The sequence below is a fragment of the Enterobacter sp. ECC-219 genome, from assembly GCF_043966805.1.
GTDB classification, from domain to species: domain Bacteria; phylum Pseudomonadota; class Gammaproteobacteria; order Enterobacterales; family Enterobacteriaceae; genus Enterobacter; species Enterobacter cloacae_N.
Genome location: NZ_CP143680.1, coordinates 2271839 through 2297161, shown reverse-complemented (window position 1 = coordinate 2297161; position 25323 = coordinate 2271839). Strand labels below are relative to the sequence as shown.

General features: G+C 55.1%; 21 protein-coding genes, 1 pseudogene and 1 CRISPR repeat array. Of the genes and pseudogenes, 9 read left to right on the top strand and 13 right to left on the bottom strand.

The genetic code is table 11. From position 1 onward, the window contains the following. Positions 1-29: 29 nt before the first annotated feature. Positions 30-524: a leucine-responsive transcriptional regulator Lrp gene (lrp, locus tag V1603_RS10785; protein ID WP_000228469.1), complete on the bottom strand. Its 495-nt coding sequence runs from the start codon at positions 522-524 to the stop codon at positions 30-32. A 544-nt stretch (positions 525-1068) separates the two neighbouring features. Here lrp and trxB point away from each other — a divergent pair. The 8 genes and pseudogenes from trxB to V1603_RS10745 all read left to right on the top strand — a co-directional run bounded on the left by trxB (position 1069) and on the right by V1603_RS10745 (position 8426). Continuing rightward, on the top strand, positions 1069-2037 hold the full coding sequence (trxB, locus tag V1603_RS10780; protein ID WP_116340982.1) for a thioredoxin-disulfide reductase: 969 nt from the start codon (positions 1069-1071) through the stop codon (positions 2035-2037). 114 nt (positions 2038-2151) lie between these two features. Further along, on the top strand, positions 2152-3918 hold the full coding sequence (gene cydD / locus V1603_RS10775) for a cysteine/glutathione ABC transporter permease/ATP-binding protein CydD (RefSeq protein ID WP_395313903.1): 1767 nt from the start codon (positions 2152-2154) through the stop codon (positions 3916-3918). Further along, a complete protein-coding gene (gene cydC, locus V1603_RS10770) occupies positions 3918-5639 on the top strand; it encodes a cysteine/glutathione ABC transporter ATP-binding protein/permease CydC (protein ID WP_395313902.1) in 1722 nt (573 codons plus the stop codon). The genes cydD and cydC overlap by 1 nt, the downstream gene beginning before the upstream one ends. Before the next feature lie 45 nt (positions 5640-5684). Then, on the top strand, positions 5685-6389 hold the full coding sequence (gene aat / locus V1603_RS10765; protein ID WP_395313901.1) for a leucyl/phenylalanyl-tRNA--protein transferase: 705 nt from the start codon (positions 5685-5687) through the stop codon (positions 6387-6389). 183 nt (positions 6390-6572) lie between these two features. Further along, positions 6573-6746 (top strand): annotated as a pseudogene (locus V1603_RS10760) (hypothetical protein); the annotation flags it as partial. After that, positions 6674-6892: a translation initiation factor IF-1 gene (infA, locus tag V1603_RS10755; protein ID WP_002211347.1), complete on the top strand. Its 219-nt coding sequence runs from the start codon at positions 6674-6676 to the stop codon at positions 6890-6892. The pseudogene V1603_RS10760 and the gene infA, both read left to right, overlap by 73 nt. A 620-nt stretch (positions 6893-7512) precedes the next feature. Continuing rightward, on the top strand, positions 7513-7956 hold the full coding sequence (locus V1603_RS10750) for an antitoxin Xre/MbcA/ParS toxin-binding domain-containing protein (RefSeq protein WP_395313900.1): 444 nt from the start codon (positions 7513-7515) through the stop codon (positions 7954-7956). Next, complete coding sequence (locus tag V1603_RS10745; RefSeq protein WP_233002279.1) at positions 7953-8426, top strand: RES family NAD+ phosphorylase; 474 nt, start codon at positions 7953-7955, stop codon at positions 8424-8426. The genes V1603_RS10750 and V1603_RS10745 overlap by 4 nt, the downstream gene beginning before the upstream one ends. Positions 8427-8448: 22 nt before the next feature. On the opposite strand, the gene cas6f is transcribed toward V1603_RS10745, so the two are convergent. The 10 genes from cas6f to clpS all read right to left on the bottom strand — a co-directional run bounded on the left by cas6f (position 8449) and on the right by clpS (position 21693). Beyond that, positions 8449-9003: a type I-F CRISPR-associated endoribonuclease Cas6/Csy4 gene (gene cas6f, locus V1603_RS10740; protein ID WP_395313899.1), complete on the bottom strand. Its 555-nt coding sequence runs from the start codon at positions 9001-9003 to the stop codon at positions 8449-8451. A gap of 9 nt (positions 9004-9012) precedes the next feature. Then, the gene (gene csy3, locus V1603_RS10735; protein WP_233002277.1) at positions 9013-10011 is read right to left on the bottom strand and encodes a type I-F CRISPR-associated protein Csy3; all 999 of its coding nucleotides are present in this window, start codon (positions 10009-10011) and stop codon (positions 9013-9015) included. Between the two features lie 13 nt (positions 10012-10024). After that, positions 10025-10960, bottom strand: coding sequence for a type I-F CRISPR-associated protein Csy2 (gene csy2 / locus V1603_RS10730; protein WP_233002276.1), 936 nt, complete (start codon positions 10958-10960; stop codon positions 10025-10027). After that, positions 10957-12267 carry a type I-F CRISPR-associated protein Csy1 gene (gene csy1, locus V1603_RS10725; protein ID WP_395313898.1) on the bottom strand — a complete coding sequence of 437 codons (1311 nt, stop codon included), beginning with the start codon at positions 12265-12267 and terminating at the stop codon, positions 10957-10959. The genes csy2 and csy1 overlap by 4 nt, the downstream gene beginning before the upstream one ends. Positions 12268-12283: 16 nt before the next feature. Then, complete coding sequence (gene cas3f / locus V1603_RS10720; RefSeq protein ID WP_395313897.1) at positions 12284-15517, bottom strand: type I-F CRISPR-associated helicase Cas3f; 3234 nt, start codon at positions 15515-15517, stop codon at positions 12284-12286. Continuing rightward, entirely contained in the window at positions 15514-16497 is a 984-nt protein-coding gene (gene cas1f / locus V1603_RS10715) for a type I-F CRISPR-associated endonuclease Cas1f (protein ID WP_395313896.1), read from the bottom strand. Before cas1f ends, cas3f begins: the two co-directional genes overlap by 4 nt. 476 nt (positions 16498-16973) lie before the next feature. Beyond that, positions 16974-17423, bottom strand: a complete 450-nt coding sequence (locus tag V1603_RS10710) for a hypothetical protein (protein WP_233002272.1) — start codon at positions 17421-17423, stop codon at positions 16974-16976. A 164-nt stretch (positions 17424-17587) separates the two neighbouring features. Further along, positions 17588-17976: a CRISPR direct-repeat array (repeat unit 28 nt; unit sequence TTTCTAAGCTGCCTGTACGGCAGTGAAC). Between the two features lie 177 nt (positions 17977-18153). After that, positions 18154-18594: a hypothetical protein gene (locus V1603_RS10705; protein ID WP_395313895.1), complete on the bottom strand. Its 441-nt coding sequence runs from the start codon at positions 18592-18594 to the stop codon at positions 18154-18156. 471 nt (positions 18595-19065) lie between these two features. Continuing rightward, positions 19066-21345 carry an ATP-dependent Clp protease ATP-binding subunit ClpA gene (clpA, locus tag V1603_RS10700; RefSeq protein ID WP_008499992.1) on the bottom strand — a complete coding sequence of 760 codons (2280 nt, stop codon included), beginning with the start codon at positions 21343-21345 and terminating at the stop codon, positions 19066-19068. Positions 21346-21372: 27 nt separating this feature from the next. Further along, entirely contained in the window at positions 21373-21693 is a 321-nt protein-coding gene (clpS, locus tag V1603_RS10695) for an ATP-dependent Clp protease adapter ClpS (RefSeq protein ID WP_006174393.1), read from the bottom strand. 267 nt (positions 21694-21960) lie between these two features. On the opposite strand from clpS, the gene cspD reads away from it, so the two are divergent. Then, entirely contained in the window at positions 21961-22182 is a 222-nt protein-coding gene (cspD, locus tag V1603_RS10690; protein WP_006809408.1) for a cold shock-like protein CspD, read from the top strand. Between the two features lie 70 nt (positions 22183-22252). Here the strand turns inward: cspD and macB are convergent, their stop codons facing one another. Both macB and macA read right to left on the bottom strand, forming a co-directional pair. Continuing rightward, positions 22253-24193, bottom strand: a complete 1941-nt coding sequence (macB, locus tag V1603_RS10685; RefSeq protein ID WP_116340990.1) for a macrolide ABC transporter ATP-binding protein/permease MacB — start codon at positions 24191-24193, stop codon at positions 22253-22255. Beyond that, positions 24190-25305: a macrolide transporter subunit MacA gene (gene macA / locus V1603_RS10680; RefSeq protein WP_061098716.1), complete on the bottom strand. Its 1116-nt coding sequence runs from the start codon at positions 25303-25305 to the stop codon at positions 24190-24192. Before macA ends, macB begins: the two co-directional genes overlap by 4 nt. Between the last annotated feature and the right edge of the window lie 18 nt (positions 25306-25323).

Sequence of the window (25323 nt, the reverse complement as noted above, 5' to 3'; positions counted from 1 at the left end):
AACTACGCTGATTTTGCACCTGTTCCGTGTTAGCGCGTCTTAATAACCAGACGATTGCTCTGTTTGACCTCTTCCATCACCACATAGGTACGGGTGTCGTTCACGCCTGGCAGACGCAGCAGGGTTTCCCCCAGCAGCTTACGGTAGGCGGACATATCAGGCACACGGGTTTTCAACAGGTAGTCGAAATCACCGGACACCAGATGACACTCTTGAATTTCTTCAAGTTTTTGTACAGCGGCGTTAAATTGCTCAAACACATCCGGCGCACCACGATTCAGAGTAATCTCAACAAATACCAGAAGTGAGGCATCCAGATAATGCGGGTTCAGCAGAGCCGTATAGCCCTGAATAAAACCCTGTCTTTCCAGTCGGCGCACACGCTCAAGGCACGGCGTCGGGGAAAGTCCCACACGTTTTGAAAGCTCGACGTTGGAAATACGCCCATCCTTTTGCAATTCATTAAGAATGTTACGATCGATACGGTCGAGATCTTTGCCAGGGCGCTTCTTGCTATCTACCATTATTATTGTCTCTCTGTATTCCTTCCCTACTCCTGCCTGGACCCTGTGCACATCACTGTTCAGAGCCTGTACCCGTTAGTCATCACATCGCCTGGTTATGTATTAGACGCGATGCGGATTCGGGTTCTGTTGGTAAGAAGACCGCTGCCCGAAGGCTGTCACCGACATCACGTATGGCGTCTGTCCACGCCATGCGTAGATTTCACTGACACGGTAAAAATGGCATTTACGTGCATGCCTATGCGGCATACGGTTAACGCGGTTTTTTTTCTTCCTTGAATGTTTTCGCAAATGCGCAGGGGATTGTCAAAGCAAAACATCGTTTTTTAGTACAAGATGCCGGATATTCATTACGGGGGGGTATTAATCCTCATTTTACTGCCTTATAAACGAGCGGTTTTAAGTAGAAAACGTGATGTAACGGCGCAAGATTCATCGGGCGCAGCTATTGCATATATCGAAAGCAAAATCCCAGCGCTCTTTTTTTACGGCAACAAATTCCCTACAATCCAGCCCATTGCCTGCCAACAACAATGGGGATCTCATGGGCACGACCAAACACAGTAAGTTGCTAATCCTTGGTTCTGGACCTGCGGGATATACCGCGGCGGTCTATGCTGCACGCGCAAACCTGCAGCCGGTACTGATCACTGGCATGGAAAAAGGCGGTCAGTTGACCACCACCACGGAAGTGGAAAACTGGCCGGGCGACCCGAACGACCTGACCGGGCCGCTGCTGATGGAACGCATGCACGAGCATGCTGCTAAGTTCGAAACCGAAATCCTGTTCGACCACATCAACAAGGTTGACCTGCAGAACCGTCCGTTCCGCCTGACGGGCGACAGCGGCGAATACACCTGCGACGCGCTGATCGTCGCTACCGGGGCCTCTGCCCGCTACCTCGGCCTACCGTCTGAAGAAGCGTTCAAAGGCCGCGGCGTCTCTGCCTGCGCCACCTGCGACGGTTTCTTCTATCGTAACCAGAAAGTCGCGGTTATCGGCGGCGGCAACACCGCGGTGGAAGAAGCGCTTTACCTGGCGAACATTGCCTCTGAAGTGCATCTGATCCACCGTCGTGACACCTTCCGCGCCGAGAAGATCCTGATTAAGCGCCTGATGGATAAAGTGGCGAGCGGCAACATCGTGCTGCACACCAACCGTACCCTGGAAGAAGTCACGGGCGATCAGATGGGCGTTGCGGGTCTGCGCATTCGTGATACCCAGAACACCGATAACGTCGAAACGCTGGAGGTGGCGGGTCTGTTTGTGGCTATCGGCCACAGCCCGAATACCGCGATCTTCGAAGGCCAGCTGGAGCTGGAAAACGGGTACATCAAAGTGCAGTCCGGCAGCCACGGTAACGCGACCCAGACAAGCATCCCGGGCGTGTTCGCTGCCGGTGACGTGATGGACCATATTTACCGTCAGGCGATCACCTCTGCGGGCACCGGCTGTATGGCCGCGCTGGACGCTGAACGCTATCTCGATGGACTGGCTGAACAAGGTAAATAATCTTTACAAGTCAGTAACAAACGTAAATAAAGGCGGCCACAGGTCGCCTTTATTTTTGCTCGCGTGTAACATGCAGATGTCTAATTTCTTATAACGTCACCTGCAAAATACGCAATGGAAAAAACCCGTCAACAAGAGTTAACACGCTGGCTGAAACAGCAAAGCGTTATTTCCCGCCGCTGGCTTACGATCTCCCGTCTTTTGGGGTTCGTTAGCGGTCTGTTGATTGTTGCCCAGGCATGGCTGCTGGCCCGCATTCTTAATCACATGATCATGGAGAACATTCCCCGCGAAGCGCTCCTGCTGCCCTTTATTGTTCTGATCCTGGTTTTTGTCCTGCGCGCCTGGGTGGTGTGGCTGCGTGAGCGCGTCGGCTTCCACGCCGGACAGCATATCCGCTACGAGATCCGCCGTCAGGTGCTGGATCGCCTTCAGGAAGCCGGGCCCGCGTGGATCCAGGGTAAACCGGCCGGAAGCTGGGCGACGCTGATCCTTGAGCAGATCGACGATATGCACGATTACTACGCGCGCTATCTTCCGCAGATGGCGCTGGCGGTTTTTGTTCCGCTGCTGATTGTTATCGCCATTTTCCCCGTCAACTGGGTGGCGGCAGTGATCCTGCTGGGCACCGCCCCGCTGATCCCGCTGTTTATGGCGATGGTCGGCATGGGTGCGGCTGATGCCAACCGCCGCAACTTCCTGGCACTGGGCAGGCTGAGCGGACATTTCCTCGATCGCCTGCGCGGGATGGAAACCCTGCGTATTTTTGGTCGCGGTGAAGCGGAAACCGAGAATATTCGTCTGGCATCACAGGACTTCCGCCAGCGCACGATGGAAGTGTTACGCCTGGCGTTCCTGTCTTCCGGCGTGCTGGAATTCTTTACCTCGCTGTCGATTGCCCTCGTGGCGGTTTATTTCGGTTTCTCCTATCTCGGCGCGCTGGATTTCGGCCACTACGGCACGGCAGTCACCCTCTCTGCCGGTTTCCTGGCGCTCATCCTGGCCCCGGAGTTTTTCCAGCCGCTTCGCGACCTGGGGACCTTCTATCATGCCAAAGCGCAGGCCGTTGGCGCGGCCGACAGTCTGAAAACCTTCCTGGAGACGCCGCTGGCGCACCCGGAGCGCGGTGACGTGACGCTGAATGCTAAAGACCCCGTGACCATTGAAGCGCAGGACTTTTCCATTCTGTCACCTGAAGGCAAAGTGCTCGCGGGTCCGCTGAACTTTACCCTGCCAGCCGGAAAACGCGTGGTGCTGGTCGGCACCAGCGGTTCCGGGAAAAGCTCTCTGCTGAATGCGTTATCCGGTTTTATGGCCTACACCGGTTCGCTGCGGATAAACAAAGCTGAACTGCGTAATCTCGATCCCGACGCCTGGCGCAAGCAGCTCAGTTGGGTCGGACAAAACCCGCAGCTTCCTGCCTCCACGCTGCGCGAAAACGTGCTCCTGGCGCGCCCGGATGCCCGTGAAGATGAACTACAGTCCGTTCTCGACCGCGCCTGGGTCAGCGAGTTTCTGCCGCTGCTCCCGCAAGGAGTTGATACCGTGGTCGGCGACCAGTCCTCCGGGCTGTCAGTAGGACAGGCGCAGCGTGTGGCCGTTGCCCGCGCGCTGCTTAACCCGTGCCAACTGATGCTGCTGGATGAGCCCGCCGCCAGCCTGGATGCCCACAGCGAACAGCGTGTCATGGCGGCCCTGAACGCTGCATCCCGGCAGCAAACCACCCTGATGGTCACCCATCAGCTGGAAGGCATTGCCGACTGGGACCAGATCTGGGTCATGGAGAACGGCCGAATTGTTGAGCAAGGCGATTACGCCGCTCTCGTTGCCGCGCAGGGGCCGTTCGCCGCCCTGCTGGCGAACCGTCAGGAGGACATCTGATGCGTGCTCTGCTGCCTTATCTTGCGCTCTATAAACGCCACAAATGGATGCTGACGCTGGGGATCGTGCTGGCGATTGTGACGCTGCTCGCCAGCATCGGCCTGCTCACGCTTTCAGGCTGGTTCCTGTCGGCCTCCGCCGTCGCAGGGTTCGCCGGATTATACAGCTTCAACTATATGCTGCCGGCGGCAGGCGTGCGGGGTACCGCCATTACCCGTACTGCCGGACGCTATTTCGAGCGGCTGGTCAGCCACGACGCGACGTTCCGCGTTCTGCAGCACCTGCGCATTTACACCTTCAGCAAACTGCTGCCCCTCTCCCCTGCCGGGCTGGCGCGTTTTCGTCAGGGTGAGTTACTTAACCGTGTCGTTGCGGATGTCGACACGCTGGACCACCTTTACCTGCGGGTGATCTCCCCGATTGTAGGCGCGTTTGTAGTAATTGTAGTGGTCACGCTGGGGCTGTCCGTTCTGGATGTTCCCGTTGCGCTGACGCTGGGTGGAATTATGCTGCTGACGCTCCTTATTTTGCCGCCGCTGTTTTACCGCGCCGGGAAATCCACCGGGGAAAACCTGACGCGTCTGCGCGGGGATTATCGCCAGCAGCTGACCTCCTGGCTTCAGGGGCAGGCAGAGCTGACTATTTTTGGTGCCAGCAAGCGCTACCGCGCCCGACTGGAAAATACGGAGCTGAACTGGCATGACGCCCAGCGCCGTCAATCTGAACTGACGGCCTTCTCGCAGGCGCTGATGGTGTTAATCGGCGGCGTGGCGGTGATCGCCATGCTGTGGCTGGCTTCCGGCGGGATTGGCGGTAATACCCAGCCAGGCCCTCTAATTGCGCTCTTCGTTTTCTGCGCGCTGGCCGCTTTTGAGGCACTGGCCCCGGTGACGGGCGCCTTCCAGCATCTTGGACAGGTGATCGCCTCTGCCCTGCGCATCACCCAGATTGCCGAGCAGGAGCCTGAAGTCAGGTTCAGCGCAGCACAAACCGCCGTGCCTGAGCAGGTGGCGCTGAAGCTTGATAACGTGGCCTTCGCCTATGACAAGCAGGCCCAGAACGCGCTGGACGGTATCAACCTTTCTGTTAATGCAGGGCAGCGGATGGCGATCCTCGGCCGTACCGGCTGCGGTAAGTCGACGCTGCTGCAGCTGCTGACGCGGGCCTGGGATCCACAGCGCGGTCAGATTCGTTTTAATAATACGCTGCTGACCGATTTCAGCGAGCAGGCCCTGCGCAAGACCGTGAGCGTCGTTCCACAGCGCGTGCATCTGTTTAGCGCCACCCTGCGCGATAACCTGCTGCTGGCCGCGCCAGAGGCTTCGGACGATGATCTTCGCGCCGTACTGGAGCAGGTCGGACTGCAAAAGCTGCTTGAGGACGAAGGTCTCAACAGTTGGCTGGGCGAAGGCGGTCGTCAGCTTTCCGGTGGAGAGCTACGCCGTCTGGCCATTGCGCGCGCGATGCTGCATGATGCGCCGCTGATGCTGCTCGACGAACCGACAGAAGGGCTTGATGCGACAACCGAGAGTCAAATCCTTGATTTGCTGGCGAACGTGATGGCAGGAAAAACCGTCCTGATGGTGACGCACCGCCTGCGCGGGCTGGCAAGTTTTGATCGGATAATTGTGATGGACAACGGGCACATTATTGAGCAAGGTAGTCACGCAGAGCTGTTGGCGAAACAGGGTCGCTACTATCAGTTTAAACAGCGTCTGTAGACTATATTTGTAGCGTCCTCACTCGCGTACTGGAGTTTTGCTGTCATGCGCCTGGTCCAGCTTTCTCGTCATAACATCGCGTTCCCTTCGCCGGAGGGAGCGCTGCGTGAGCCCAACGGGCTGCTGGCCCTTGGCGGTGACCTTAGCCCTGCGCGGCTATTAATGGCGTACCAGCGCGGCATCTTCCCGTGGTTTTCTCCGGGCGACCCCATTTTATGGTGGTCTCCCGACCCGCGCGCCGTGCTGTGGCCAGCGCAGTTTCACGTAAGCCGCAGCATGAAGCGATTCCATGCAAAATCCCCGTACCGTGTAACGCTGAATCACGCCTTTGGACAGGTGATCGAAGGCTGTGCCGAAGATCGCCATGAAGGGACGTGGATCACCCGCGATATCGTCAACGCCTATCATCAGCTCCATGAGCTTGGCTACGCCCACTCCATTGAGGTTTGGGAAAACGGGGAACTGGTTGGCGGCATGTACGGCGTGGCGCAAGGGACGCTATTTTGCGGCGAGTCGATGTTCTCCCGTGCGGTCAACGCCTCGAAAACCGCGCTGCTGGTCTTCTGCCATGCCTTTGCCCAACGCGGCGGGCGTCTGATCGATTGTCAGGTGCTCAATGAGCACACCGCCTCCCTCGGTGCCGTTGACATCCCGCGACGACAGTATATCGAGCATCTGGACGCCTGCCGTCAGGAGAAGCTCCCGCGCGACTTCTGGATCCCCAGAACGCTCTTTATGCCCAATGCCTAAATGTTTTCCGCATATTTTTTGTGAGGGTGTTATAATTATGCCGCAGAGTAGCTTCTGCCTGTTGCCCCGCCGCCGTTTGGGACCTTCGCTTCAGATAACGTCCTGACGTTTATCCTGTTGTATCCCCTTTACGAATGCGCTTTCCGTTCGGTTGTACCGTGACGCTTGGGCAATGCGCCGAAACTGTTTTGCTGCGTTTTAAACGCGCAATTCTTTACTTAATTGATGAATTTCGGCATTATCTTGCCGGTTCAAAACTTGGTAGTGATACCCCAGAGGATTAGATGGCCAAAGAAGACAATATTGAAATGCAGGGTACCGTACTTGATACGTTGCCTAATACCATGTTTCGCGTAGAGCTGGAAAACGGTCACGTGGTAACTGCGCACATCTCCGGTAAAATGCGCAAAAACTACATCCGCATTTTGACGGGCGACAAAGTGACTGTTGAACTGACCCCGTACGACCTGAGCAAAGGCCGCATTGTCTTCCGTAGTCGCTAATTGTTTTCGCCTGTAATGGCAGATGAATATTAAATAAGGCCGGGATATTCCCGGCCTTATTTTTTTGTGGCGCAGTCGATAATTTGAACAATTATTTGACGGTCCGTTTGAGCATCGTGGCTGTCTGTTCGACAGTGTAGGAAGTAAGGGGTGTGAGGCCTTATTTTCTATTTTGCTGAGCTGCGTGTGCGGCAGTGCACTTCATCCTGTGGTGATAGTTGCCCATTTCCCTTTTCTAAGCTGCCTGTACGGCAGTGCACAGCCGCCGCCAGTATTTCGGCGTCATTTTTCTTTTCTAAGCTGCCTGTACGGCAGTGCACAAGTTCGCCACATCAGCCCACTTGTGAGTATTTTTCTAAGCTGCCTGTACGGCAGTGAACTGGAATAATATCCACACACCATCATGATTTTCATACAAAAAAAGCTAAAAACCTTTCTCTCTCCCTCTTTTTCATCCACTCAACATTTTCATTTAAAATCAACAAATTACAAGAAGGATAAAAATTAGGGTCAAAACACCTTTCTTCTCATAAACCACCCAGTACAAAAATCACCCATTCCACACACCCTGACAAATGACTATACTTAACCATGACAAATGACATTAATAGGGAGGTAACATGAGAACCTGGATCCCCGCGCAGAAACCTGCTGATAACGCACTTTGGCGCTACGCCGGTTTACCTGCAAACAGAGGTATGCGGCTGATTGAATTTCTCAATCAGGGATTGCCCGTCAGCGTCCTCGACAATATCCATGAGTGGACGGCCATGTCGAAAGCGGACATTTTGCGCGTCACCGGGATTAATGAGCGTAACGTGGCCCGCCGTAAAAGCGCGGGACGGACGCTGACACCGGATGAGAGCGAACGCGTGGCCCGTTTCGTTCGGGTGCTGGATGCTGCCGTCGATTATTTTGGCAGTAAAGAAGAGGCATGGAACTGGCTGCAGGCGCCGGTACGCGGGCTTGGCAATGTTGCGCCTGTCAACCTGATCGCTACGGAAACCGGTGCGCTGGAAGTCACCGACCTGATTGGTCGACTCGAACACGGAGTGTTTGCATGATTTTTTATCGGCTGGTAACGGGGCGCTATGCCAGCGAAGCGTGGAGTGGAAGCGGCGCAAATCAGTACGGCGGTCGCTGGAATCATAAAGGACATCCCGCCGTATATGTGTCCACGTCCATCTCGCTGGCATCACTGGAGATTTTGGTGCACGTCAGAAAAGATACCGTATTGAATCAGTACCAGCTTTTCAGCATTGATATCCCGGATGACCAGATTGATTACCTGGATAAAGCGTGGCTCCCCGAGGACTGGCAGGAAAACCCGGCACCGGTATCGACGATGGATCTGGGAACCGGGTGGTTGCAGGCTAACAGCGCCCTCGCCCTCATCCTGCCTTCCTGCATCATTCCTTATGAAAACAATGCCATCCTTAACCCCTTACATCCGGCATTCCATTCGGCGCTCAGCTCTGTTCAGCAACTGCCCTTTATTTTTGATACCCGCCTCGCAGAAAAAACCGCACCCTGAACGCTGATGCGGCCGTGTTTTCTCAGAACCAGGGAACTGTCGCTGTCGCGCTCAGCCCGTAGGTTGAAAAGCATCCATCCATGGGGGCGGGAAGCAACTCACCATGACGAATAAAAAGTTTGAAAGACTGACCTGTAGAGAGGCTACGTAAATTAAGCCAGGGCAAATCAGTCCGCGCTTCTTCCATTTTAAATAGGCGCTGCTGCGCCTCTGCCTCAGTGATCCACCCTTTTTTTACCGAACGGCGCATAAGCCGCTGCGCGCTGCTTTTCACCTGCACACGGGACACGCATCGCCATTGCTTTACCTCTGGCACGGGTTGTATCGCCGTGCACAGACAGTAATCGCTTAGTCCCCTTCGCCATGCCAGCGAGTCGAGCTCGCTTAATGCCGGGTGAGTACCGTGCAGGCGTAACACCGCGCCGGGCTTAATGCCGTGCGCAGGGAAACTAACACCAATATCCCCCTTCCCCCGCTGGCCCAGCGCACGATGCAGTTTAGCCACCAGCGCGGCCATCAGCATCTCCTCGCTGAACTCCGGGTCGGGCAGGACGCGGATCTCAAGATAGTGATCCATAACCACTCCTTACTCGCCCTTCTCACCGAAGACGCCGCCACGGATCAGGACGGCCATCACATAATGCTGCTGCTCAACCTCGGGTTTCTGCCCTTTCGTCACCCAGTTATCGAGAAGCGTGTAGAAGTCCATTTTCTCTTTCGGCTGACGACAAGCCACACCGCGGCTGGTGACTGAGCCATACGGTTCAACGGCTATCGCGCCCAGCTCATCCACTTTTGGATGCCAGGTATCGATAGTCCGAATCGCATTACCAATTTTCTGCGAGTGCATACCGGCAACATCATCCACCTGATACAACAGACGACTCTTGCTGCTGTTGCTGTCCAGGACCAACTCCTGGGACGGGAAAATTTCCTGTCCGGCACCGAGAAGCACCTGCGCTTCGACGTTCAGGAGAACAAATCCTTCGCCACTAAGCCCTTTTTCGATTTCCCGCGCAAGCGTATCGAGCTGCTCATCGCTCGCGGAAAAATCACGCAGCGCATAACGATACGCATCAAACGTCCATGTTTTACTGCCCGTCACGTTCACGACAATTTTTTCAGCGCCGACGCGGTTACGCCATAAGAAGCGGCCGTTCGCCAGATTGGTTGCATATCGACGCGCCAGTTCGGCAAAACCGTGTTCACTGATATAACCTTCGATAACCTGCTGAAGTTCATCCTGATACGCGCGATCATTACATACGGAAGGCGTAGACAAATTGCCCAGCACGCGCAGGGTAAATTTCACCTGCAGGGTGTCTGAGTCTGCGGGCAGAGCGGCCACGTCCACCCGCTGGAGGTTGGCTTTCTGGATCTCAGCATCCAGTTTCGCCGGATCGTTAGTGAGCGCGTTTTTAAGGCGGTTGGAAATGGTTCCGCGCACCGCTTTTTCCTGGATGCGGATCGGTTGCCAGTTTTCTCCCTCCCAGCTTCCTGAATACATCACCGCATCCGAGGTAGCCAGTTTACGTTCAAATGCCAGTACAGATGCCGTTTTAACGGCAGTTGGAGCCTTTGCCATAGATAAGTCCTTTTTAAATAAGATGTTCAGATGTCGCCGGCGCGCCCGCGCCCTGACAGTAGTAGCCTGTTTCTGTCGTGCGATAGCGCCAGAAAATATCGTCTAATGACCGAATCCGGTGCAGACCGCACCATTCGCCCACACCATACGCCGCTTCGGTAAACGCGAATGGCGTTTCTGCATCGCGCGCGTTTGCCACGACGCCGGGCGCGTAGAGTTCAGAGATACGCTGGTAGCCGATCATCAACGGCACCAGATAACCGGGGTTAGGTTTGGGGACGTAATGCCAGTCTGCCGGATCGCCTTCACGGATATTGCCGTCTTCCGGTGTTTCGGCCTGCATTTTCAATGCAGCGAAATCAAGCCAGGCATCAAGCAGCGTGGCATCAGGCTTGTTTTCAAGAAGCGTGTGATGATGTTCGCCCAGCCAACTGCTGCGGTCGCGCAGGGCAAAGCCGGGTATCAGTTGCCACTGCAACCGACACATATCCCGACTGCTGGACGGCATCGCCATGACGGTAACAGCCTCAATATCAACAATGATACCGCCCGCCAGCCTGAGCATTGGGCACAGCTGCATGAGGTGCTCCGCCAGATCGCGCTGCCCATATTCGCCGTTAGGGATTTCCCCGTGACACTCCAGCAGCAATGAAACGGTCATATGCATGCGCCCCTCTTCATTAAAGGAGGCCGTTTTCGCTTCACGGGTAAGAGGATTGCGGGTCAGCGCAAACTGATAGTCACGACCGGATGAATGGGCATGGATCTGCTGCTCGTGGCTGACAACGGCACAGCCATCAATGCACAGCCCATGCGTTTCGGTCAGACGGCGAGACAGCGCATGAGAGAATCCCAGGAAATGAGTAATCGCGGGAAAACCATACGTCAGCCCGGCTATCGCGTTGGCGTTTTCGACGCTGATACGGCGAAGCAGGATCAGTGAGCTCATTTAAGTGCCTCCTGGATAATTTTTTCCATCTCGCGGAGGTGAGTACGTAAACGTTCGCGGGTTTCCCATTCATGTTTTTCTACAGCACCTAAATCCGGCATCGACTTACGCAGACGTGCGTTCAGCCACTGGGCAAAATCTTGCGCCACAGCGTCCTGCCAGTCATCTTTTTCTCGTTCAAGACGGAAGGCTTCGTCCGTTTTTGTGCGCCAGGGATCGAGCCAGAGCTGTTGATGGCGTTTCAGATCGGGGCTGTTAAGTGTCCAGTTCTGCGTAGGTTCACGCTGAAGTTCAGATGCGATCTCGAACAGCAGATCGATAATCATATTGATGTAGCCTTCGCGGGCTTCACGGATACGAAAATTGGTGTAATCTCCCGTTTTTGTTAGTAACGAGACAAGTAGCTGAATGTGATTCCTCGCACGGCGGTCAAATTGCCCACCCGAAGCGAAAACGGAACGTAAACCCGCAGGCGGCTTGTCTGCCCTTTTCCACTGCGGTGGCTGGCAGGATAGTAGCCAGCTACGCCCGCCCCGCACGCTGTTCAGATAGGAAATATTTTGCGGTTTGGTGCCACCGAAGTGTATTTCCGCTGAATCCGGGAATAACGTCAGCGGAGAAGGATGCCAGGTTTTCTCACGACGCGCTTTCCAGATGGCTTTAACCTCATCACCAAAACGAAAGGCGATCATTTTATGGTGCATGTCGTGAACAAGCGAGGTGGCAAATAACGGGCTTACGAGATGGTAACCTTCTCCTGCCGGAAAATACCCCTGTTTCGCCAGCCTGTGGGAAGCCGGTTCGCCGGGCGTAAACGCGCGGGAAAATCCCGCTATCCATTCACTCAGTTGACTGGCATCTTCGGTAAAAGCGGCCAGCGCAGCGTGCTCGCCACGTTTCAGACTGGCGAGTAGAGAATCGCCATCTTCTACCCACGTTTGCAGCAGTTTCGCGACGTCCAGCGCAGCTGCGTTACCCACCGCATCCGGTTCCAGACCTGACAAGGCAGCGGTGCTGAGATACCCTTCCTGTGCCACTACCTCGCTGTACATACTGCTACTTTTTGAATCCCCGTGGGTGAATTTCGCCGCGTGGGTCACAAGGTTAATTTGTCCGGCTCGCTTCGCTGCATCCGTCAGCCATGCTTTCGGCTCATAGCGAAGCTCCAGTTCCCGGCGTTCTGCCGCGAGCGTTGCGCTAACTGTATCGCTGCGCTTTGCGGCCTCTTTATCAAATGCTTCCAGCTTTGTTTGTCGTCGTCCGGCGATGTACTCAGCGATGAAAGCGCTTAGTGCTTCAACTGACATACTGTCTCCTGGTTTTTTATAGAAATTCCCTGAACACACCCAACACCGGGTGGTACAGCCATTGCTCTGCTTCCTCCTCCCTGGTCACTCTCAATGTAATTTCGCCATACCGTCGCGACACCGCGTTCAGCTCCATTTGCTTCGTTTCGGCCAGCGCCTGTAATACCTCGCCATAATCAATTGCAATCCACGGCTCTACGCCGTCGGCCATGGACAACGCCTGTTCGCAAAACCCTCCCGCAGGTTTTAACACCCCGTTTTCCTGCATCAGGCAAAACTCGGGTTCATCGCCTTCCTCTTCCATACTCAAAAAGAACGTTTCCTGCGGTGAAGCGCGGCGAAACGGCGTCCGCCGCTGCAACTCGCCGTTCCACGTCAGCGGCAGTCGCCACCACGACGCAGCTACCGCATCGGACTTGTCGTCTCGGTCCAGCAGAGCAGCGCGCAACCGTGCATGCTCCAGCGCCGCCAGCGCATTGCCGGGCAGATTTTCAACGATGCGCGGAATCGCATTCAGCATGCGATAGCCTTCTTCATCGATCAGTTCATGAAGATCGTGATGAGGCAGCGTATGGCGCTCAGTTTCAAAACCGGGTCGGCAGTAGGCCACCGTCTCCCCGCGAAGCGCGCGAACGTTGCGTTCCAGAATCACCAGATTTTCGCGCTCAGGAACGATCTGACGGTGGCGCTGAATACGCCCCGCAAACTGGATCAGCGAGCGCATAGAGCTGGGCTCGATAATTCCCCAGTCGGCATCAAAATCGCGCCCGACTTCGAGAACGGATGTTCCGAGCACGACAAAAAGATGGTGCTGTTCCGGTGACGTAAGCGCCTGCTTAACGTCAGGCAACTGCCAGACCCGCTCCGGCTCGTGCCGCGTGAACGCGGTATCAAGTCGTTTTTCAATCGCCGCACGCACCGCCAGCGGGTGCTGGCTGTGATACACGCAATAATGAATGCGGTAATTGTCCGGAGAAGGTAAGGCCATCAGCGCCCGCGCGACGGCAACCAGCGGATTGATATTCGCCATCCGCACCAGACCAAAGGATACGGTTTTGCCACTTTTATGCGTGCTGTGATGCTCGCCATGCAGCGCGATCGTTTGCTGGTACAGCGTCTGCGCTAACGCAGAGACAACATCCGCATTGCGGGAAGCGTGCGGCTCCACGGCGGCAAGTTTACCCAGACGAAGCCGGGGCTGGTCTGGCAGACGTTTAATCCGCTGCATGACAAAATCGCCATGCACCTGACGAAAATTCGCGTCGTCAGCCACGTCCTGCGACTGCGCGCCATACTCATCAAACCAGGCGCAACAAATACTCGTCGGCCTGTCCGACTGACCGCACGCGTCCTGCCAGGCTTTGCGCCCTTCCCGATAGGCTTCAAACAGCGCTTCTGTTAATGCAGGGGGCAGCGTTGCAGAGGAGAGCAGCACGCGAGAGCCGAGCATGCCCGCCCAGTTAACCAGCCGACAAAGGGCGTGCAAATCATCAACGTCAAAATCATCAGGCTCATCAAGCACCAGATCGCTGGTCATCAGGCGCAGCATGGCGGGGATCTGCCTGCCGCCGCGCACGCCTTCCGTGGCAGGCATCAGATGATCGATAGTTGTCACCAGGACCGGAGCACTGACCAGGCGGTTGAGCGCCGGTTCTTTCGCCAGCCACTGCTGGGCGATCCCGCTGCTGGTCGCCCCTTCGTAATGCACATAATGATGGCTGGCGAAGAACGCTTCATCGCTGGCGCTGCTGGTATCTTCAGCATCATTACCCTGATACAGCTCCTTTACTGCTGCAGCACCGGTCACGACGGCCAGCGCGTCGTCATCAAGCCCCAGGCGCGACTGCAGAGCCTGACCCGTTTGCAGCGTCAGCGTGCGCAACCCCAGCGCCACGCTGAAACGACATCCCGCCTGCTCATCTGCCAGCGCGTACATAATTCGGACATTGGCGAAGGTTTTACCACATCCGGTCGAGGCCATATTGATGCCGAAGAAGCCCTGCTCGGCACTCTTCTCGCGCAGGGACGACGCCACGTTCCACGCGTCGTTTTGCCAGTGAAAGCGCTTTTCTTTCGCCCTTTCCCTAAACGTTTTATGCCGGGCGATGGCGGGTAACGAACGGCGCAACGCGGGAAGAGAACGCCCCATCAATAGCGCCTGATGCGCCACGCCGACATTGTGCTCATCCAGCTTTTGCTTGAGCTGCCTGGACTGGCGGTCGCTATTAGCCCACGCCTGAAAGGCATCATCCTGCCATCCGGCATACGCGGGTTGAGAGGAGTAAACGTGATCGGCCAGCATCAGCGCCAGGCGAGCGAGATGTAGAGTGAAGAGATTATCCAGCGATCCCGCATGAAGCAGCGCGGGAAGATTTCGGATGCGTTTGCCAATCTGCCGGGCCTTCTCGCGCCAGGTTTGGCTTTTTAGCGGCGTACCGTGGGGAAATTTCCAGACATTTTTAAAATCACGCTCTTTCCATGGATGTTTTTCGGTGGATTTATGATTAAGCGAGTTCCAGTCCGCGTTCAGCTGTTTCTCAATCCAGCCTTCACTGTACAGTAATGAGGTTTTTGCCGGGTGCGGTTGAGGTAAACGGTGGTGCGATAGCATTAGCCACGCCACTACCCTCGCCACAGGAGGTAATTTTTCAAGTGGGCTATTGCTCCACTCTGCCCTGTCCATCTTCAGCGCTTTCAGCATGGCCTTTTCGTCAGCGGCTTTTAGCTGAGTAAGGGATGTCAGCCACTGCTCATCGGTTTGCTCACCTACAAACGCCTCGAACAGACGAACCGAGATCCACTCATGGCGATACGGCTGACAAAGGTGCTGACTTTCACCCTTAAGCGTCTGCTGAAAGCACATCCCTGCTTTACCAAAATCATGAAACAGCCCGGCAATCGCCGCCAGCAGGGCGATATTTTCCGCACTTTGCCAGCGGTGTTCGCTGTCATTGCGGATAATTTGCAGCGTTGTGCGATTTGTTGGCACGCGCCCCTGCGCGTTAAAGCGGCGCAAATTTCCCACTATCCACAGCAGTTCGGTTTGACCGTTTTTTTTCAGCCAGTGGCAGGCCACAGCGGTGTTACGACGTGCCGTTTTACGCAGCAGCTTGCGCAGCGTGATGGCACCTTCCATCGTAATTGTCGTCTGCCATGCCGCATCACCCGTACGCTCTGCGAACTGATCGATAATCTGACAGCTTTGCTCACGCGCACGTTTGGTACATCGGGAGATAATCAGCACATTCATTTTGCGACGCCCGCCAGCGAGTGCGAGGTTTCCTGCAAGGTAGTAATCATTACGTCCAGCGCATCAGCCTGTTGAAACGCGTTGATGCAGCGCTGACGAAACTGTTGATTATCCTCACCCTCCATCGCCGCAATAAATGCCTGCGGCATAACGAGGGCGTCTTTGATTAAATCGGCAATATCAAAAACCAGCCCTCCGCGTCGGGTTTTGCCGTGCATGACAGCCAGACCATGAGGAATGCCCGTCACCCAGGCCGCGACAGCCGCCAGCCCGTAGGCGAGATAGTTGCCCTGATCGAGAAAACGGTTCGCTATATCCGCCCCGCCGCCCCGTTTGGCGCGCGTAAAGCTGCCGTAGCCCACCGTCTGGCTGGTCAGTTTGTAGAGCGATTTTGTGAGCTGTGCTTCCTGGAGCATCAGCGACGTGTGGTCCTGTGCGTTTTCCATGCCCTCTTTCGCACGCGCCAGAATAGTATTCAGCGCATCCCGTTCGGGCTGAAAAGACGTTTCCCGTTGCATCCGCAGCCCTGCCCACTGTTTTTCGATTTGCTGTAAACGGATAAACTGAAACTGCTTTGCCGCCTGCAGACGTTTTTCTTCATCAAACCAGAATGAGACCCAGTTTTGTAAATATTCGGTCGGGCGGTATTCGCTTTGCGGGCTGAACCATGAGACATCGATATCCACCTCGTTCGCGGAGTAAAGCGGCGTGCCGTCCGTTCCGCAAAAGCCGACCATTACCCCTGCCCGGGCAAACTCCCGCATTGCCATTTGCGTAACGGATGTTCCCATTCCCAGCATCACCGCGGTGGTATTGGCGATGGGAATATTCCAGTAAAATGACTCCTTGCCTTCCTGAGTGACATATTCAACGCGGCCCCCATTTACCTGGATGCGACATTTCTCCAGGTAATAAATGTTGGCGCGCTTTGAATGCAGAATGGTTTTTAAGTCGGTAGGGGTAATGCTGTTTGTAGGCATAGCAAGGGCTTTTATTTCAAAGTGTTGTATGCATTGCATGTTATCGGAGACAAGATGAAAAAAAATGTGACGGGTATCAAATGAATACTAATTACAGTTATAATTGAGATAAAAAATAACTCTACCTACTTCAATCATTATTTTCACCAATGATATATACGTAATAATATAATTCACCCGTGAATATTTACGTGTATACGTTTGAAAAAAAGCGAGAGCTTGAATACTTCCACTTATAAAATTGACATACCGAATATTTACTATAAAGAGGGGGGCTGCCTGTACGGCAGTAAACGTTTTATTGCGGAAAAATTCGCAGTCGAGTTTTTCTAAACTGCCTGTACAGCAGTTAAGCAGGAAGAACGTCGCTCATCTTAATGTCAGGAAATAAATTACGCAACTTCTCTTCCCTGCCAGGTTCAGAAAGGTGTCATTGATACAGACGCTTAAAAAAGCGCCTGTAAGCATAACAAGAGTCAGGGGGTCTCACCATAAATTTCATTGGCTTTTTCACTTGGCCACTTCTGGAGCGGGCTACACGAATACGTCTGAGGACCAAGGGCAAGGCTATAAGAAACCTCATCCTTATCATTTTTTGAGCTCCCCCAGACTATATCAATTTCGTTATCTTCGCGGGCAACAAAACTCTTTGACAGGTTATCATATTTGGCGGGAATGAATTTCGCATAATTCATTTCCTCGGAAGATTGCTCGGATGAGAGAAATAGATCCAGATTATGTGTTTGTTTATTCTGCAGGCCGATCAAAGTAGAGTGATTTGCAAGCATAATAACTTCCACATCGATATTTTTCCCACAAACCTGATGACTTTCGGCTTTAAGTTCCCCCATGAGAGGTATTACACCCGCATTACTGGCTAATGGAAGAAAAAGAATTGTTGTCATAATAACCCATTGAAATTTCATATACTTCTCCTTGTTTTTGACGGGGAAAGAATAACTCAAAGGTATTTTATTTCCAGGTTAAAAATGCCAAGTCCCCATACAAGGTCAACATAATGAAGAGGTGACGTTTAGCTCAGCATTAAAACGGGCATTCGCCTGGTAGACTCGGTTATGATTGCCGATGGTTTTTATTCTGCCTGTGCGGCAGTGAACATAACGGTTCTACTCGTTTAGCAATTGAAGATTTTCTAAGCTGCCTGTATGGCAGTGAACGTCATAGCCTTTCCACTGATCGTTTTCGTTATTTTTCTAAGCTGCCTGTACGGCAGTGAACGTGATCCAATAGGTACGAATCCGGGAACAACCTTTCTAAGCTGCCTGTACGGCAGTGAACGTACAATCGTTGTCATTTGAATGGCAGCTCCATTTCTAAGCTGCCTGTACGGCAGTGAACTCGTTCCGTTCTTTGTAGATGAAGCCCTTCCATTTCTAAGCTGCCTGTACGGCAGTGAACAGGGGCAGCATCATTCGCGGGAACGGCGGCAGTTTCTAAGCTGCCTGTACGGCAGTGAACTGAAAGGAAACAACGCCATCTTATTGTTAGCAAACAAAATAATCAACTTTTACGCATAAAACCCTTTTTTCTGGAATAGAAATTCGCACCATATAAATCAATATGTTACGTAAGCATCAGAAAAAAGGGTTTAAACCAATAGCGTCAGAGGAACTCCCCCGACGCCTCAGATTGCACTCAGGAAATGATGTGAATTACCGTTTCTGCACGTTGAGGTGCAGCGACATCAGCAGCCATCGAATGCGTAATGTCATGAAGGAGCCCCGTCAGGTGCGGCAACATTTCGCGGTCAAAATGCGACACCAGCAGCACGTGGTTTAACGCCCGGCAGTAGTCGCATTTCGTTTCTGTATCTTCCAGCAACCACTCTTTTTGTCGCGGTTGTTCCGCCTCGTCCTCAAATTCCACCACCTGAAAATCACGCATTGATTCAGTGAGGCCGGATTTCACCTCTTCCAGGTAAGCTCCGAGACAACGGCAAACGGGCTGCGTTTGCGGGAGTGATTTGCAGTCGAGGAGGATTTCGGTGAGCAGTTTGCAGCGCTCGGCAAGGGTTGGGAGATCGGGGTTGAGGGAGAGTTCGCTGTATAAATGGGCGAAATGGTTTTCTGTATTCATTGGGTAATTCCTTCACACACTTTGAATTTACCACCGCAGGAAACGCCAATTTGCTGGCGGCGGACGAAAAGGAATTGGCGTACCAGTGTGTGTGCTACTGGCGCTTCAAAAGAAGCTTCCGATTCGCCCGCCAGATGCAGAATTATACCCTTTTCCTTAGGGCGAACGAAGCCTGCAGCATTACTGCTGCTCACACACTTTCAGGACGCCAATCCCGGCACCTGCTTTTGCAGGTGCGCCGCCATTTTATTACTGTGGTTTTATCCAGCAACTGACTTCGAAAGAAACTGGAAAGCGCCTCGCAAAATTCCTCGGCGGCCTGTTCCCCTCACCCTAACCCTCTCCCCAAAGGGGCGAGGGGATAGTTCACTGCTCGCATTAATTTGTGGAGATTCCTCAGCCCACAGGGAGAGGAAGAAAAGCGGGCACAAAAAAGCCGGGTTAAAAACCCGGCTTTTGAACTAAAACAACTTAGTGAGCCGCTTCCGGCTTGTGCTTCGCCGCACTCTGGAAATCGTACGTCAGTTCGTTCTTCGCCTGGTCCAGCGCCACGGTCACCTGACCGCCGTCCACCAGCGAGCCAAACAGCAGCTCGTTCGCCAGCGGTTTCTTCAGGTTGTCCTGAATCACGCGCGCCATCGGACGGGCCCCCATCGCACGGTCGTAGCCTTTTTCGGCCAGCCAGTTGCGGGCCTCCTGGCTCACTTCCAGCGACACGCCTTTCTGATCCAGCTGAACCTGCAGTTCGACGATGAACTTATCCACCACCTGATGGATCACCTCGGTAGACAGGTGATCGAACCAGATAATGTTGTCCAGACGATTACGGAACTCCGGCGTGAAGATCTTCTTGATCTCCTCCATCGCATCGGTGCTGTTATCCTGGTGGATCAGGCCGATGGATTTACGCTCGGTTTCACGCACCCCGGCGTTGGTGGTCATCACCAGCACCACGTTGCGGAAGTCCGCCTTGCGCCCGTTGTTGTCGGTCAGCGTCCCGTTGTCCATCACCTGCAGGAGAATGTTGAACACGTCCGGGTGCGCTTTCTCGATTTCATCAAGCAGCAGAACCGCGTGCGGATGCTTGATCACCGCGTCGGTGAGCAGGCCGCCCTGGTCAAAGCCCACGTAGCCCGGAGGCGCACCAATCAAACGGCTGACGGTGTGGCGCTCCATGTACTCGGACATATCAAAACGCAGCAGCTCAATGCCCAGCGCTTTGGAGAGCTGAACCGTCACCTCGGTTTTCCCCACGCCGGTCGGGCCGGCGAACAGGAAGGAACCGACAGGCTTGTGGTCATGCCCCAGTCCGGCACGGGCCATCTTGATCGCTTCGGTTAAGGCCTCAATGGCTTTATCCTGACCAAAGACCAGCATTTTCAGGCGGTTGCCGAGGGTGCGCAGCGTGTCGCGGTCGCTCTGAGAAACGCTCTTCTCAGGGATACGCGCGATGCGGGCCACCACGGACTCAATATCCGCCACGTTAACGGTTTTCTTACGCTTGCTGGCCGGCATCAGACGCGCACGCGCCCCTGCCTCATCAATCACGTCAATCGCCTTATCCGGCAGATGACGGTCGTTGATGTATTTCACCGCCAGCTCCACCGCCGCACGGACCGCTTTCGCGGTGTAACGCACGTCGTGGTGCGCTTCGTACTTCGGCTTCAGGCCGTTGATGATCTGCACCGTTTCCTCGACGGACGGTTCGGTCACGTCGATTTTCTGGAAGCGGCGCGCCAGCGCACGGTCTTTCTCAAAGATGTTGCTGAACTCCTGGTAGGTGGTGGAGCCAATCACGCGGATCTTGCCGCTGGAGAGCAGCGGTTTGATCAGGTTCGCGGCATCCACCTGGCCACCGGAGGCCGCCCCTGCGCCGATGATGGTGTGGATCTCATCGATAAACAGGATGCTGTTGGTATCCTGCTCCAGCTGTTTCAACAGCGCCTTGAAGCGTTTTTCAAAATCACCGCGGTATTTGGTGCCCGCCAGCAGCGAGCCGATATCCAGCGAGTAGATGGTGCAGTCGGCAATCACTTCCGGCACGTCTCCCTGCACAATGCGCCAGGCAAGACCTTCGGCAATCGCGGTTTTACCCACGCCTGACTCACCCACCAACAGCGGGTTGTTCTTGCGGCGACGGCACAGCACCTGGATCGCGCGCTCCAGCTCTTTATCGCGACCAATCAGCGGGTCGATGCCGCCAACGCGAGCAAGCTGGTTAAGATTGGTGGTGAAGTTTTCCATACGATCCTCCCCGCCTGCTTGCTCTTCATTGTTATTGACCTGATTGCTGGAGTCCGATGCCTGGTTAGGCTCGTCTTTGCGCGTTCCGTGAGAGATAAAGTTAACCACGTCGAGGCGGCTGACTTCGTGTTTGCGCAGCAGGTAGGCAGCCTGTGACTCCTGCTCGCTGAAGATGGCGACTAAGACGTTTGCGCCAGTCACTTCGCTACGTCCGGAAGACTGGACGTGGAATACCGCGCGCTGCAGCACGCGCTGGAAGCTGAGCGTCGGCTGCGTGTCGCGCTCCTCTTCACTGGCTGGCAGCACCGGTGTGGTTTGTTCGATGAAGGCTTCGAGTTCCTGACGTAGCGCCACCAGATCCACGGAGCAGGCTTCCAGCGCTTCGCGGGCGGATGGGTTGCTAAGCAGTGCGAGCAGTAAATGCTCGACGGTCATAAACTCATGTCGGTGCTCACGCGCTCTGGCGAAAGCCATGTTTAAACTGAGTTCCAGTTCTTGATTGAGCATAGGCACCTCCCCCAATTTTATGCCTTATCAGGCCTTTTCCAGCGTACACAGCAACGGATGCTCGTTCTCCCTCGCATAGTCGTTCACCATCGCCACTTTGGTTTCCGCCACCTCGGCGGTAAAGATGCCGCAGATAGCTTTGCCACGATAATGAACGGTAAGCATCAGTTGCGTTGCACGTTCTACATCATAAGAAAAGAACTTTTGTAGCACGTCAATAACAAATTCCATCGGCGTGTAATCATCGTTCATTAACATAACTTTATACATAGATGGCGGTTTTAGCGCGTCACGCACTTTGTCTTCCGCCAGCTGGTCAAAATCCAGCCAGTCGTTGGTCTTACCCATTTTGCATAACCACTTTGAATCTACCTCAGATGTTAGATAACAATCATCTATTACTGTCATCCGCGATGTCTGTCACAAACTGTTGCAATAGCGTTAACTGCTTCAAACTTTGGTTGATTATTGTCCCAACTCCAGCGCCAAACGCTTGACGGCGTCTTTCGTTTATCTAAATTGTACAAGCGTGAGATGGCGAGGTTTTGAACAGCCCCCACTCCACCACCGGTTCATTCCATCTTAATTTATAAGATTTACGAAGGATGTCGAAGCATGGAAATGGGTACTGTTAAGTGGTTCAACAACGCCAAGGGGTTTGGCTTCATCTGCCCCGAAGGCGGCGGCGAAGATATCTTCGCTCACTATTCCACCATTCAGATGGATGGTTACAGGACGCTCAAAGCCGGGCAATCCGTCCGGTTCGATGTACACCAGGGGCCAAAAGGCAATCATGCAAGCCTTATCGTACCCGTTGAAGCAGAAACGGTTGCATAGCTCTCTGTTTTATTGTGTACATCCCGCAGTCAAAATGCCAGCCCGATCGGCTGGCATTTTTATTTTCGGGTTATTCCCGAGCCAGCGCGTCCACCGGATCCAGCCGCGCCGCGTTGCGCGCAGGCAGCCAGCCAAACAAAATGCCGGTAAAGGTGGAACACAAAAACGCGGTGAGTATCGCCATCGGCGAGAAGCCAATCTCCCAGCCGGGTAAAAAGAGCTGGAGCGCAAAGGCAATCATCATCGAGAGCGCAATGCCCATCGCACCGCCCACCAGGCACACCAGCACCGCCTCAATCAGAAACTGCTGGAGCACGTCGCTGGCTCTGGCCCCGACCGCCATGCGGATGCCAATCTCCCGGGTGCGTTCGGTCACCGACACCAGCATGATATTCATCACCCCGATACCGCCGACGACCAGCGAGATCACTGCCACCAGCGTCAGGAACAGCTGAAGAGTACGTGTGGTCTTTTCCGCCGTTTTCAAGAGGCCGTCCATATTCCAGGTGAAGAAATCCTTCTTCCCGTGGCGCAATGTCAACAGCCGCTCCAGCTGCTGTTCCGCCAGCGCGCTGTCATAGCCCTCCTTCACGCGCACGGTGATGGAATTGAGCCAGGACTGGCCCATAATCCGCCCGGAGATGGTGGTATACGGCAGCCAGACGCGCAGGATCTTGCTGCTGCCGAACATCGACTGTTTCTCTTCCGCCACGCCAATGACCGTGGCAGGCATATTGCCGACCAGGATCACTTCGCCCACCACGTTCGCTTTATTGGGGAAGAGCTGCCTGCGCGAGTTGGCGTCCAGCACCACCACCTGCGCCCTGCCCGCCAGCTGTTCGGCGTTGAAGGTGGCGCCTTCGCTGAAGGTCATGCCGTAGACGTTAAAGTAATCGCCGCTCACGCCGTTAGCGCTGGCCGCCACGTCGATATTGCCGTAGCGCAGACGCAGGTTTTGCGAGACCGCAGGCGTGGCGGAGTTCACCCACGGCTGCTTCTGGATGGCCGCCAGATCGTCATACTTCAGCGCCTGCTGATACTGCGGCTCGTCGTCACCAAAGTCTTTGCCGGGATAAACGTCGATGGTGTTGGTGCCGATAGCGCGAATATCCGCCAACACCAGCTGCTTGGCCGCATCGCCCACCACCACTATCGACACCACCGAGGCAATACCGATGATGATGCCGAGCATGGTCAGCAGGGTGCGCATTTTATTGGCCGCCATCGCCAGCCAGGCCATGGTCAGCGCTTCACGAAAGCCGCTGGAGAACTGTCCCCAGCCGGTCGAAGCAGGCAGCGCTTCCTTCGGTGCCGCCGTTCTGGCCTCGCGCGGCGGCGGGTTGCTCACCAGCTCACCGTCGCGGATCTCGATAATGCGTTCAGCCTGGGCCGCCACCTGCGGATCGTGGGTAACGATAATCACCGTGTGGCCCTGATCGCGCAACTGATGCAGGATCGCCATCACCTCTTCGCCGGAATGGCTGTCGAGCGCTCCGGTCGGTTCATCCGCGAGGATCACCTGCCCGCCGTTCATCAGCGCACGGGCAATACTCACGCGCTGCTGCTGGCCGCCGGACAGCTGCGACGGCTGGTAATCCACCCGCTCCGCCAGCCCCAGACGCGTTAACAGCCCCTTCGCGCGCTCAAGGCGTTTCTTCCGCTCAACGCCCGCATACACCGCGGGCACCTCTACGTTTTGCGCCGCGCTAAGGTGAGAGAGCAGATGGTAACGCTGGAAGATAAAGCCAAAGTGTTCCCGGCGCAGCTTCGCCAGGGCGTCGCCGTCCAGCGTTGAGACGTCCGTCCCGGCCACGCGGTAGGTACCGCTGGTGGGCTTATCCAGGCAGCCGAGAATGTTCATCAGCGTCGATTTACCGGAACCCGACGCGCCTACGATCGCCACCATCTCGCCCGCCTCCACCCGCAGGGAGATGCCCTTCAGCACCTCCACCGGGCCGTCGCCCGACGGATAGCTGCGACGAATGTCATTCAGTTCAAGCAGCGCGGTCATTTAGCGGCTCCGGGCAGGCTTTCGCTGACAACAACCTCCTCGCCCTCTTCCAGCCCTTTTACCACCACCACGTCGGTGTCGTTGCGCGCGCCAATCACCACCTCACGCTCGCGCGTCTCGCCGTTGCGCAGCACTTTCACCTTATAGCGATTGTCCCCGGCGGATTCACCCAGCGCGGAGAGCGGAACGGTCAGCACGTTCTTCACGCCGGTCAGCTGGATATGCACCTGGGCGGTCATGTCCAGACGCAGCACGCCCTTCGGGTTCGGGACTTCGAAACGCGCATAGTAGAATATGGCGTCGTTAACCTTTTCTGGCGTCGGCAGGATATCTTTCAGCACGCCTTCGTAGCGGGTTTGCGGGTCGCCGAGTACGGTAAACCAGGCGTTCTGCCCCGGCTTAAGATGGATCACATCCGCCTCGGAGACCTGGGCCTTCACCAGCATGGTGCTCATGTCCGCCAGCGTCAGAATGTTTGGCGCCTGCTGGGCGGCAATTACCGTCTGGCCCTGCAGCGTGGTAATTTGCGTCACTTCCCCGGCCATCGGCGCGACGATCTTTGTGTAATCAAGGTTGGTTTTCGCCGTATCCAGCGAGGCCTGATTACGCTTGATTTGCGCGTCAATCGTACCAATCTGCGCCTGTTTCACCGCCAGTTCAGTCGCGGCGGTGTCTAAATCCTGCTTTGAAATAGCCTGGGTTTTCGCCAGGGCCTGCTGGCGGGTCAGCGTTACCTGCGCCAGGTTACGCTCTGCCTGCGCCTGCGCACGCTGCGCGCGCAGCTCCATCAGCGTAGCTTCCACTTCGCGGATCTGGTTCTCAGCCTGCTCGGGATCGATAACGCCAAGCAGCTGGCCTTTTTTCACCTTGTCGCCAATCTCTACCGACAGCGTTTTCAGCTGGCCGCTGACCTGCGCGCCGACGTCAACTTTGCGCAGCGCATCAAGTTTGCCCGTCGCAAGGACGTTTTGCTGCAGTTCACCGGGACGAACGATCAGCGTCTGGTACTGCGGCACAGGCGCGTTAAGCACCTGCCATAACCAGAATCCACCGGCTACAATCACCAGCGCCAGCAGCAGAAACAGCGTTCTGCGTTTTCCCTTGAGGTTCATAAATATTCCAATTAAATG